The organism is Alteromonas sp. HB246098, from assembly GCF_054890645.1.
Map to the genome: position 1 here is coordinate 117,245 of NZ_JBTZUG010000002.1, position 12,189 is coordinate 129,433.

Annotated in this window: 11 protein-coding genes; 3 read left to right on the forward strand and 8 right to left on the reverse strand. The window is 41.1% G+C overall.

The features are described 5' to 3' along the window. Nucleotides 1–173 precede the first annotated feature (173 nt). From ACYTPF_RS06415 to ACYTPF_RS06445, 7 genes are all read right to left on the reverse strand, one after another. Nucleotides 174–491: a hypothetical protein gene (locus ACYTPF_RS06415; protein ID WP_461851597.1), complete on the reverse strand. Its 318-nt coding sequence runs from the start codon at nucleotides 489–491 to the stop codon at nucleotides 174–176. Nucleotides 492–708: 217 nt separating this feature from the next. Further along, on the reverse strand, nucleotides 709–1,026 hold the full coding sequence (locus ACYTPF_RS06420; RefSeq protein WP_461851598.1) for a hypothetical protein: 318 nt from the start codon (nucleotides 1,024–1,026) through the stop codon (nucleotides 709–711). Continuing rightward, complete coding sequence (locus ACYTPF_RS06425; protein ID WP_461851599.1) at nucleotides 1,013–1,654, reverse strand: nucleotidyltransferase domain-containing protein; 642 nt, start codon at nucleotides 1,652–1,654, stop codon at nucleotides 1,013–1,015. Before ACYTPF_RS06425 ends, ACYTPF_RS06420 begins: the two co-directional genes overlap by 14 nt. Before the next feature lie 2 nt (nucleotides 1,655–1,656). Then, entirely contained in the window at nucleotides 1,657–2,466 is an 810-nt protein-coding gene (locus ACYTPF_RS06430; RefSeq protein ID WP_461851600.1) for a pentapeptide repeat-containing protein, read from the reverse strand. Between the two features lie 85 nt (nucleotides 2,467–2,551). Beyond that, nucleotides 2,552–3,283: an SLATT domain-containing protein gene (locus tag ACYTPF_RS06435; RefSeq protein ID WP_461851601.1), complete on the reverse strand. Its 732-nt coding sequence runs from the start codon at nucleotides 3,281–3,283 to the stop codon at nucleotides 2,552–2,554. Nucleotides 3,284–3,540: 257 nt separating this feature from the next. Then, nucleotides 3,541–5,052 carry a serine hydrolase domain-containing protein gene (locus ACYTPF_RS06440; protein WP_461851602.1) on the reverse strand — a complete coding sequence of 504 codons (1,512 nt, stop codon included), beginning with the start codon at nucleotides 5,050–5,052 and terminating at the stop codon, nucleotides 3,541–3,543. A gap of 92 nt (nucleotides 5,053–5,144) precedes the next feature. Continuing rightward, nucleotides 5,145–6,323 (reverse strand): alpha/beta hydrolase-fold protein, encoded by a 1,179-nt coding sequence (locus ACYTPF_RS06445; RefSeq protein ID WP_461851603.1) that lies wholly within the window; start codon nucleotides 6,321–6,323, stop codon nucleotides 5,145–5,147. A gap of 521 nt (nucleotides 6,324–6,844) precedes the next feature. Here ACYTPF_RS06445 and ACYTPF_RS06450 point away from each other — a divergent pair. The 3 genes from ACYTPF_RS06450 (at nucleotide 6,845) to ACYTPF_RS06460 (ending at nucleotide 11,344) form a co-directional block, all read left to right on the forward strand. After that, nucleotides 6,845–8,029 (forward strand): PQQ-dependent sugar dehydrogenase, encoded by a 1,185-nt coding sequence (locus tag ACYTPF_RS06450; RefSeq protein ID WP_461851604.1) that lies wholly within the window; start codon nucleotides 6,845–6,847, stop codon nucleotides 8,027–8,029. A 90-nt stretch (nucleotides 8,030–8,119) separates the two neighbouring features. Further along, complete coding sequence (locus ACYTPF_RS06455; RefSeq protein ID WP_461851605.1) at nucleotides 8,120–10,774, forward strand: ATP-binding protein; 2,655 nt, start codon at nucleotides 8,120–8,122, stop codon at nucleotides 10,772–10,774. Nucleotides 10,775–10,894: 120 nt separating this feature from the next. Beyond that, nucleotides 10,895–11,344, forward strand: coding sequence for a DUF3010 family protein (locus tag ACYTPF_RS06460; RefSeq protein WP_020746386.1), 450 nt, complete (start codon nucleotides 10,895–10,897; stop codon nucleotides 11,342–11,344). Between the two features lie 147 nt (nucleotides 11,345–11,491). Here ACYTPF_RS06460 and ACYTPF_RS06465 read toward each other — a convergent pair whose 3' ends face one another. Next, nucleotides 11,492–12,040, reverse strand: coding sequence for a hypothetical protein (locus tag ACYTPF_RS06465; RefSeq protein WP_151281357.1), 549 nt, complete (start codon nucleotides 12,038–12,040; stop codon nucleotides 11,492–11,494). Nucleotides 12,041–12,189: the final 149 nt, after the last annotated feature.

Consider the following 12,189-nt stretch of genomic DNA (forward strand, 5'->3'; position numbering starts at 1 on the left):
CATAGTAACAAATCGTTCCCCATGAAAAATAATATTCTGTGCTTTCATGATAAGAGTTACACGTATGCATTTGATTCGAAGATGCTGAAACAAAATCTGCAGTCAGAACTTCCGCTATGACGCCATGCATTAAGACTAAAAGTGTGATTGCAAAGGCTAGGACTATGGCGTCATTAATCCTCGAATAGCTCAATTACCAAGTTATCAAAATTTCCCTTAATGGAAACTGTCACCCCCCCTGCTTCATCAACTGCACGATCTAAAAGTACGTCTGGAAAGCCAGAAAATTCCGAGACGTATATCAATCGGAGTCTAAATGAGTCTCCCTTATCTTCGAATTCTACATTATTTTTATCTAATTCAATCGATTCAATAAACTCTGAAAAATTACTACCTCCCATGCATTCATGAACGAATTCGTTTATTACTGACTCGCTTTCTTCCCACCATTTTTCGAGTTGGTATTCTATAAGTACGGTATCCAAAACCATTTTTACGTCCTTTTGATGTGGTGGCTTAATCGAAAGATTTATTATGTGGAATTAACTATTATTAAAATTTCAGACCTATTTTTGTCGCATTCTTTATAAAAATCCGTTTTCTGCTTTTTAAGTAAAAAAAGTTGGAAGGCCGCTTTAAGTAATTTTCTGTCTTTGAAAAAGAATTCACTGACGCAAGTCAACAAGAATCGGTCGGTTAACTTGTCACTCAGCGGCTCGTCTGCTGAGAAACCTTGTTGGACACTTCTAGCTTTAAATCACATAATTGCTTGTTTACCTTATCAGATAATATATTGTAGTCTTCAGTTACTTGCTCTTGACTCTTATTCGCTAGGAAAAACAGAGCTCCAGAGATTGACTTGAGCAATGTAATTATTGGATCTTGAGTATCAAGTTGATTACTCTGAGACCATCGGTCAATAGCTTTCTCAGTCAAACTCATTAAAGACTCAGAGAATAGTCCGGATCCATTAACGATTTTAAGCGCATCTCTCTGTGTACTAATTCTATTATTAAACTCGCTCATACATACCACTCTTCATATTTTCAAGTATATCCATCATCCAAGAGTCTATTTCGCTCAAAGCACTTTTTGCTTTATCTATTTCAGTTCGGCCCAGAATTTCACCTAACCCCCTTGTGCAAAGTACTCTCGCTCTTTCGAGTGATGTATATATCGGCTCGTCGAGCGGAATACTTTTAGCACCCAAGTTGCGAGCTGAGTTACGAGAGAAATCGGGATTTATCTCACTGTGCAATGAGTAACATGTTGCAAAATTTCTGATAGCCAAGAATACAGATGATAAGTCAAATATCTCTGTTAGATTAGAAGTTTCAATCGATTTCTTGGCAGACAGAAATATTTCATGAAACTTTGCACAGTCGGCCATTCCCGTTTTATAAACACTCGGCTGACCAATTCTTCTAAGATGATCAATATCATCTTGTGAATAGACCAACCTAGATTCTAGATAAAGATGCCAAGCAAAAGGGTTTCCTTGTTTCCAAAGCTCGAGTATTCGTTCGTATGAGTAAATAGAATAGTCACTTGGACTAAACCTAGTGTCGTAACCATTAACAATAGCAAGCATGTCTATATCAGACGTAATATCGACTTCGCCGCGACAAACAGACCCGAAAGCATATATATGCATTTTTACCGCCTATTAAAACGCTTAATGATAATAGACATAAAGAAACCGAACATAATTAGCCTAATCAGAAAGATGATAGTCACATAGAATCCTGGGTATGCTGTCGGCTTTACGACTCCTAGAAATACTTGTGGCGACATTATCAAGGCATCAATATATGACTCAACCAAGCCTGGATTATCAAAAACAATAACATGAATTCCTGTAATAATTAGCAAAACAAGTAAGACGGCGCGAAACAGTTTCCAACTAGATTCGCCATTTCCCCAAACTAAATCTAGTAGTTTAAACTCAAGCCATTCGCCGAATACTTTTAATCTATCAATACCTTTATACTTTTTCCGATAATACGACTCTTTAGACTTCCAAGCCTTGTGATAATGAGCCTCCGATGCTTGCAGCTCAATACTAATGGCCTTATTGGCTGACTTTGCATCGCCAATTTGCTGATAATTCATTCGCAATGACCGGGCAAATTTAAGCTTAAGGTTCTCTGGCCCAGGGCAGTTGAAATCAAGAATATCGTTATCTATATACGATTTATCAAAGGATGCATAGTCAAATTTACACCCATTGAAGCTACAGCCTGTAAGATTACAGTTTATGAATTTACATCCAGTAAAATCACATTCCTCAAAACTACAATTTCTTAAGTAAGCAGCATCAAAAATACAGTAGCGAAAGTCAACATTCTTGAATTTCACTTTTAACGCGACTAACCGCTCAAAGAATTTGTTAATGAATTTTATATTACTTGCTGTAGAGTCGATTTTTTTATCGGAAATTTTTTCTCTTCCGCTATCTTTTAACATTCTACCCTCTGTGAGCGTGGCTAATTGTGATTGTATCTGTCCCAATCGTACTTATGTACGACTATAGTGGTTTTTATCCGCCAACCTATGATGTGCTTGTCTTACCAGCGCCAAAAATCTCTGTAAAGCAACTGGTTACTCCTAAGATGTCGAGAATAAATAGAACTTCAAAAAGCATCATCGATGTTGGAATGAGGTAAGGTACAGAATACATAAAGTAAGCTTTGACGTTTAAATACAACCTCTTAAAGCCTGTAATATTAAAATCAACAGAAGATTCTAAAACTGCGAATAAATAATCAACTCGAACATGATTCTCTGGCTCTGACGATATCTCATGATATTTCGAATGATATTTCTCCATATCAATACTGACACCATTCGCCTTTGACTCTGATATTTCATTTCTTAACTTGCGAATGAGTTCTTTAATCCCAACGCCGCAACGATCCAGAGCTTCTGCACGTAAGTCATATTTAGAAGTGCCGATAACTACAGAGTAAACTAAAACTGCGACAGCCAAAAAAATTTGCAACATACTCAGGACTTCATCGCTGTATGGAACTTGAAGACCTGAATTCTGATAAAGGGGCATGAAAATCAGTCCCAACGACAGGACAGTTGTTGTTAGAAAAGAGTACTTACTGGTTCTTGCAAGCCTGACCGAAGCGTTGAACCTGCATTTTGCTGTTACTCGCATACTATTTAGCAGTTTTTGAGCAGGGTCATTTTCTGGTTTTTCCTCTTCCTGTAGTGATAAAAGCCATGTAATTGGTTTAACAAAAATTGTATTTACCAACCATTTTACTTGCTCCATATTCCTTAAGAATTCCCTTGATATTTTAGTTTTATTTATTCCGTTCTGAAGTCACTTTTGACGGATTACAGTGTATTCCTTAGACTTCATATTAACACTCAATTCCTATTAACCTACAGATTATGTAATGTATTTTATAGGGAAAAATGTTAGATATGTGCTTATCGTACATAGCAGCCGTCTGGCTTCGAATATATTAACGGTGCCAACTGACACAAAAAAGATCTTGAGCCAAGTTTCGGTCCTCGCCCAATCAATTACTCTTTCCTAACACCCCGAATATTACCATCCATCACAAGCACTTCGACCAGCCCATTTTCTTCATCCATCTCAAAACGAACACTACTGCCATTCTTAGCAAAGAATCGCTCGTCACCCTCATGAAAATATTCTTCATTCTCTACATAAGGTAATGCGTTAAGCACAAAGCCATTGCCTGTTTTTTCTAATATCAGATCAACATTCACAGGGTTGGTCACTACATAGGTTCCAATATATTTACTTAATTCCTTTTGGCTTATGGGTACTAACTTCCTAACCTCAGCTTCCGAGTAACCTACGTTTAACGTTTCTTTTAAGCGTATTTCTAGTTCAGTTATTAACTGCCTACCGTTATTGCCGTTCGTCATAATGGCGTAGCCATTGCCCGTTTCTAGCTCAATATATAGCTGCGACATAAAGCCAGCATCAGCGCCGCCGTGGCCAAAGCCCAGAATTTCTCCATCGTCACTCATGTTGATAAAAAAGCCGATGCCAACATTAGGTGCTTCATTGGTTGGCGTATTGTTGGTTAACATTTCTTGCGCGGTGGCTTGTAATATCCAGTCTGTTTTTTGCCCTAAATATGCGCTGCGCACGCCGCTTGCCAATTTCAACATGTCTGATGGCGTGCTCCACATGCCTGCAGCTGCTAATGTGGCGTAGGTATGGGCGCCACCCTTAATTGGCGCACCGTCGCCGTCATAAGGCGTAGCCATATTATTTGATAAGTTGGTCGATATGGGCTGTGCGAAGCCAGAACGGGTCATGCCTAAAGGTTTAAACAAAAGCCGTTGTGACATAGTTGGCAAGGGCTCGCTAGCTACGTCTTGCAAGGTAAGCTGAGCAAGCGTAGTGCCGCCACCGGAATAACGCATTTGTGTGCCAGGTTGAATATCAACAACAACGGCATCGGTATTGGCGGGAAATACACCTTCTAGCACCTGCTGCAAAGTAGGCACGGGTTCGCCCGCCGCGTAACCAGGAAAGCCATGTACTGTAGTGCCAGCCGTGTGGCTTAATAATCTGCGTAAAGAAACAACGTCTTGCCCTGTCCATTCATGTTCAGGCAACTGCCAGCTGGTGAGTAAGGTATTAACATCTGCATCTAAATCTAGCGGGTTATCTTCGCGATATTTCATCAATACTGCTGCAAATGCGGGTTTAGAAATACTTCCAGCTTGGAACACTGTGTTTTCATCAATAGCCAATTCAGTGGCTAAATCTTTAACGCCGCTTTGCATGGTCCAAGCTATTTGCCCATTTCTCATAAACGCAACAGACACACCAGGTACATCATAATGCGCTTGTCTTTGTTCTAAAGATTGGTAATCAACCTCTTGCCCTTCAATTCGAATGCGTTCAGTAAGCCCAGATTTTAAAAGGTTGGCTTCTTTTGATTCTGCGGCAGCAGAAGGGGAGGCGGGCAAGGTTTCAGGCTCTGTACAGCCCAATAACGAAGCTAAACAAAACGAAAGTGTTAAAGAGGACAAGAGCTTGATTGATGTCATTATGTGTATTCCATTACGAGTGAACATACCAGAGTACGTTCCTACTATTATTCGGTCAATGCTAACAATTTTCTAGTTCAGGCACTTGATAGCTAGTCGCCCGTACCTTCCGCAATCTTCTTTCGCAAGTTAGCCAGCCGTGTTTTATAAGCACCATTCTCAACATTTTCTTCATAGCTCATTGCTAGCGCTTTCTCTCGCATTTCAAGTGCCATGGCTAAATCGCCGTTAGCTTCATAACCGTCTGCTAGGCTATCGTAGGCATCAGACTTGTTAGGGAAGCGAGCTGTATTTTTCTTAAAAATTGCAATGGCAGAGTCAAAGTCTTGTTTGTTTAACGCCGCATAACCCGCGTGGTTTACGGCTTTATATTCTGGCTTTGCTTCAAAAGCGTATTTTGCAGAAAGGCCTTTATAGTATTGCTCTACCGCAGGAATGCCTTCTTGTATTATTGCACCTGTTGGGCGTAACGAATTTAGCTGCTTTTGAAGCGCCAAGCTCATACCTGCAAGTGCAGTCGTATTGTGGCTTTCAGATGTGTCTAGCTCGGTATCAAAGTTAAACCCTTTTCGTTCGCTGCTATTTAGTAGTTCAACGTAACGTTCGTATGCGCTTAGCATGTTCCCGTCTTCGTTACCCATGTTGATATAAAGGTATTTGTTAAGGTCGCTATCTGATGCAAAGAACGCTTTTGCCTCTGGAAATATTACTTCTTCGTGCCACCACAAACTTGGGCTAAATGCGAAGTAAGCTTGAAACAGTTCAGGTCGCTCTTGCAGTGCGTATAAGGTAAAAAGGGCGCTTAATGAATGCCCAGAAACAATCGCGTAGTTATTGGTGCGATAGTTTGCCTTTACGTAGGGCTTTAGCTCTTTTTCTAGAAAGTCTAAAAAGTTATTGGCACCACCAGATATTCCCCACTGGTTGTAGCTTTCATCATAGGTAGGCGTGAAGTCTCGCGTGCGTTCGGTGTTGGTAATGCCGATAACAATCATTTCCTGCGCCATTCCAGACTGATTTAACAGGTCAAGCGTGCCTACGGTGTGGGCAAAATTGCGCTGACCATCTAGCAAATATAAAACAGGGTAAGTGGTGTCTTTGTAGCGTGAATAGTTATTAGGTAAGTGAATAAGCAGTTCTCGCGACTCATTCAAAACCTCTGATTTTATTGTTGTAACCACGGCCTCGCCACGTACTTTTGCGTTTACGTGAAAGTTAAGGCTAAAAGTAAGTAAGGCACCGATAAAAACACGGGCAAGCTTTTGATACATTTGAAATTCCCTTTCCCGCTATCAGGCGCGAGCTTTTTATAATTTGTTTATCCTACGCTGTCATAGTCGCTCTTGCTTGTCAAAAATTAGTCAAATAATAGCCAGTTAGAAAGAAAAAAGCCGCAATCAGCAACGTGATGCGGCTTTCCGAGTTGGGCTGACTAGGCAGCCTTATAGAGCAATTGCGTAAAAGGGGTTAGCTAGAACGACCCTCACTCATAGCTGCCTGTTCAAATACCTTAACTCTAGACATATGATCACCTCCTTATCTTCGTTGCTAAAACTAAATCGAAAATAACATAGGCGGGGCTTATGTAAAGCATGGGTCTATTAAAGAAAATTAAGGGAAATCTTATGACTTAGAAATGCGAATGATAAAACGAAAGCAATAATATAAACCTCTTTAATTAAATCTACGTAATCAATGCTAACTGAAACCCTTTGCGCCGCCCGTTGACGCTTAATTAACGCGTCAATGTGTAAGTAGCAGTACGCAAACCGTCAACAAGGTTAGAACGCAGATGCAAATAACAAATACACCCAAAAACAGCATGAGCCGAAACGCCGCACTATTGGTTATGCTTTTTGCTACCTCTTTTTTTACGTTTGCCCAGTCACACTCATTTAAGCAAATTGATATGAAAGGCAGCAATGGCTCGACCGTTAAAGGTAGTGTTCAAGCTACCTTTGACAGCCCGTGGGCCATGACGTTTTTGCCAGATGGGCACAGCCTGGTAACGGAAAAGGCTGGGACTCTGTGGTTGCTCGATAAAAACCAGCAGAAGCGTTTTGAGGTAAGCAATGTGCCAAATGTTACTGCAAGTGGACAAGGCGGTTTGGGGGACGTTATTATTCACCCTGACTTTGCCTCGAATAGCACCATTTATATTTCGTATATTGAACGGGATGAAAAAGACGATGCGTTTAGCGGTGCGGTAATAGAGCGCGCTACGCTTAGTGTTAGCGATAGTGGCGCGAAGCTATCTGGTAGAACGATAATTTGGCGTCAGTCACCCAAAGTGACGGGTGACGGTCATTATTCACATCGCATGGCGTTTTCCCCTGAAGGCTATTTGTTTATTACCTCTGGCGAACGCCAGAAATTTACGCCAGCTCAAAACATGGCAATGAATTTGGGCAAGGTTGTGCGCTTGAACGAAGATGGAAGTGTGCCAGAAGATAATCCGTTTTATGGTAAGGGCAGCGTAACCGAACAAATTTGGACATTAGGTCACCGCAACCCTTTAGGTATCGACTTTGATGAGGAAGGTAATTTATGGGTTCACGAAATGGGGCCGCGCCATGGCGATGAACTTAACCTTATCGAAAAAGCTCGCAACTACGGTTATCCTACTGTGTCGCAAGGCGATCACTATTCAGGTGTAAAAATACCTAATCACGAAGATATCCCTATTTTTAAGTCACCTGAATTAGCGTGGGTGCCTGCTATTAGCCCTGCTGGTCTTATTATTTACAAAGGCGATAAGTTTAGCGACTGGAAAGGTAATGGTTTCATCGGTGGTTTGTCTTCAAAAGCGCTGGTTCGTGTTGCCTTCAATAAAGATGATAAAGGTAAGTGGAAAGTTGAAGAAGCTGAGCGTTACGAGTGGGGTAAGCGAGTGCGTGAAGTCGAACAAGACAGCATGGGCAACATCTACGTGCTTGAAGATAAGGAAGGCGGGCGTTTAATTAAATTAAGCCAGTAAAACGTAAGCGTATTATAATTTGGCTTGTCGATGTGATAGTTTTCGATTCATGCGCGTGTATGACGGACGGATACAAACTTTAGGAACTCTATGAATCAATCTCCTCAAAACTTTAACTTTGAACGTTGTGAAGACGAGCCGATACACATTCCCGAAAGTGTACAAAGTTACGGTTTTCTTATTGCGTTTAGCTACGACGACCTGAATATCTCAATTGTCAGTGAAAACTGCGAAACGATATTTGCAGAGGGGATCGTTGGAAAAAACTTCTTGGATATTCTTTCCTCTGATACTAACGAGCGCGCTTTTCTTGAAGAAACCTTCGATAGAGTATCAAAAAGCAAAATACGCCTGCCTATTAAGTTGATTCTAAATAAAGCACTTTTAAAGGAAGGCGAAGCCAAAGATTATTTAGCGGTTGTTTACGACTCAGGTCATCATTATGTGGTAGAGCTAGAGCCTGCTACAGAGTTCAGAGACGCTTACAGCGCAGAGCAGTTTATAAAGCTTTATTCCATGTCTATTGCGCCGCGCTTCAAAGAAATGACATCGTTAGCTGAGATGGCGCAAGAGATGGTTTCGACTATAAAATATCTCACTAACATGGATAGAGTGGTGCTTTACAAGTTCAATAATGACTACTCTGGTAAAGTTATTGCGGAAGCTAAAGCTGAAGATATGGAGTCTTACCAAGACTTGTACTTTCCAGCGACGGATATTCCGAAACAAGCTAGGGAGCTTTACAAAACAAATTGGGTTAGGCTCACTCCTGACACAGACCTGCCCCCAGCTAGGTTAGTACCTTCTGCCGAGGAGACGGGAAGAGAGCGTTTGGACCTTACTCGTTCGCTGTTACGTACCTTTTCGCCTATTCATCTTCAATACATTAGAAACCAAGGGTTACGCGCTTCGTTCTCCATATCTTTAGTGACGGATGGAGAGTTATACGGGCTGATTTCCTGCCATCATCGCGAACCCTGTTATATACCGCAAAATGTAAGGTTGCAGTGCGAAAATTTAAGCCAGCTGTTTAGCTGGCATTTGTTGGCAAAAGAAGAAGAAATCGCGAAACGCAAAAAGCACATTACTGATAAAGCAGTAGATGCCATGTTGGACAGAATCGGTCCGGCAAACCCTATCAGTCGCGTTGTGAAAAGCGGAGAACGCGCTTTTTTAGACGCGCTTAATAGTTCCGGGTTTGTTTACTATTCACAGTACGAAACCATTACGCTCGGTGCGACTTTACCGATAGAGCTTATAAAAGACATCTTTTCAAAAGCGAGTGAAGAAGGTGGTTTTCCTTACACTAACGATTCACTTTATGATGATTACCCTGAAGCGCGAGAATATGGGATAGCGGGTATTATGATCATCCCGCTGTTTGAAAAAAAGCAGTACTTTACCGCTTGGTTTAGAAAAGAAACCCATCGCGTTCAAAAGTGGATTGGCGCAGAAGATGAAAAATCAGAAGATGCGCCGAAAGCGGAACGCCTTAAACCTCGTTCAGCGTTTACTATCCATACTCGAACCATTAAAGGGCGTTCAATATCTTTCGATAAAACAGACGTTGACACTGCCAACCGGTTAAACAGGATGTTTTTGGTATACGCACTTGACGTGCAAGAGCGTATGCATATTAGTATCCAAGAGCTTGAAAAGCAGGATAATTACAGAAACGAATTCCTTGCTACATTGGCCCATGAGCTGCGAAACCCGCTGGGCCCAATTATGTCAGGCGCGAGCATTTTAGAATCGGTTGATGATGAAAAAACCCGCAAAAGAGTAACGGCTATTATTAATCGTCAAGCCGAATACATGTCTAAACTGATTAACGATTTAATGGACGTATCTCGTATAACCCGGGGCAAGGTTAAGCTTGAATTTGAGCGGTTAAGTATTCAAGACGTGCTTTCTGATTCTCTTGAAATTGTCGAACAGCAGGTAAAAGCGAAGAAACACGATATATCCGTAAATTTTCTTGACGAAGATGTAACCGTTTATGGAGATAAAGCGCGCTTAAGCCAGATATTCTCAAACATTATTCATAACGCGACCAAGTATACAAAAGAGTCTGGGAAGATTGTTGTAGATATCAGAAAAGAAGGCGTGATGATTGTCGTTTCTGTTAAAGACAACGGTATGGGCATTCCTGAAGACAGATTAAAAGACGTGTTTAACATGTTCACTCAAATTGAAGCTCATTCTACGCATACCAAAGGCGGGCTTGGTATCGGGCTAACCTTGGTAAGTAAACTGGTGGCTTTACATCACGGTGAAGTATCCGTGAAAAGTGACGGCGTTGACCAAGGAAGCACCTTTGAAGTAAGGCTACCTATTTCAAAAACCGCTTACGAGCAATCAGACAGTACAGAAGTCGAATCGGTTATTCAAAACAAAAGTAAAGTGATGTTCGTGGATGACAACGCGGATCTTATCGATGCTTATTGTTTGCTAGCTGAGTCGATGGGAGTTACTGCTTTGGGAATTACCTCTCCTACAGAAGCGGTAGAGGAATTTAAAGCCTTTAAGCCAAACTGTGTATTCCTTGATATCGGCATGCCAGATATAGACGGCTATGAGCTAGTTAAAATGCTTAAAGTTTTACCTGAAGCTGATAACGTTAAGTTTTACTCTCAAAGCGGGTGGGGGTCAGACAAATACGTGGAAGACTCTAAAGCAGCCGGGTTCGACGAGCATTTTGTGAAGCCTTTGTCTAAAGATACTATCAGGTCAGTGCTAAGTTAGTCTTGCAGGGCCCGCTGGTGCGGTAACGCATGATGGATGGTAAGTAAAGAAAAGCGCTCGCAAGTGAATAAGAGTCTCGAAACGGGTTATAATAGCAGGCAAACGTAATTAGGAATAAATATGAAAGTCTGTGGTATAGATTTAAAAGGTAACGAAGCAATTATTAGTTTGGTGTCGCTAGCTGACGGTTTGTTTCATTTGCCCGACTGCCGTACGCGCCGCTTAACCCTAGCCGATACTAGCGCCAAGGGGCTAAAAAGCTTTCAAAGCACCTTCGCGAAGCTTGTCGAAGATTATAAAATTGATGCAGTGATCATTCGCCAGCGTCAAAGCAAAGGTAAATTTGCGGGAAGTGCAATTGGCTTTAAGTTAGAGGCAGCAATTGAGTTAATTGATGGGTTAGAAGTTATTGTATTTAGCCCTACGGATATTAAAGAGTCGCTTCGCAGAAACCCGCTAGCAGTTCCGTTCTCTGAAACCGGTCTAAAACAGTTCCAAGAGACCGCGTTTACTACAGCATATGCATGGCTTATGAAAAATGAGTATGCGTCGCAAGAGTCTGATCAATAATAAACATAGGTTTGCTGCTTAAACGGACAACTTTCTCAATGAAGTAAAGAAGCAGTGAAAGTATAAGTATTTGGCACCATATTTTTATTGAAGTGTTGTTAAATAAAGGATGCTTTTCATTGGAAAAGCATCCATCACGGTCAAATCTTATTTAAGTAAGGCCGGAAAGTCTGGATGAGAGAAAATCTCAGTATTTAATTTTTGTACAGCAGGTACAAAAGAGCGCTGCATTTCAGAACATGCAGACGTAGCTAGGTAACTTGACTCGTAGTCGTAGCGAGATGTTATGTCTAAGTTTTTACCGTTACTAGATGCTAAGGATAAATCAAACTCCCAATAAGCATTACCGATAACTGTGCTACCGTAAATATCGTTTAGGTTTGCAGTTAAAACTGTAGAAGACTCATCTTCATAAAGATCAGCAACAACCATCTCAGCTAAAATGGCATCTCTGATATAAGTTGCAAAAGTTCGGCCTTCAGGGGTACCCACTGGAGAAGACAGACGGCACATTACCTTCGACTCGTTCTTGCCTGAATCAGTGAATTCACCAATATTAGTTTGAACGTCTTGCTTCGCCAAAGCTCTTAACGCGATGGTATTTTCAGTTGAAGTTGCATAGGTATGGACCTTGTTTGCACATCCAGTAGCAAAAAGTGAAATACCAAGTAGAAATATAGCTTTTATATTATTCATTTTTTTTTCCTTGCCCGATTAAAAGTCTCTCGTTACTGGGCGCTATTGTTTCGAGAGGGTTGAAAGCGTTTAACTTTTTAAAACGCCAAGTAATAATACATGAATTATCTAACTGTTGAACATGCAAATATTCTTAAGTACACCTACAA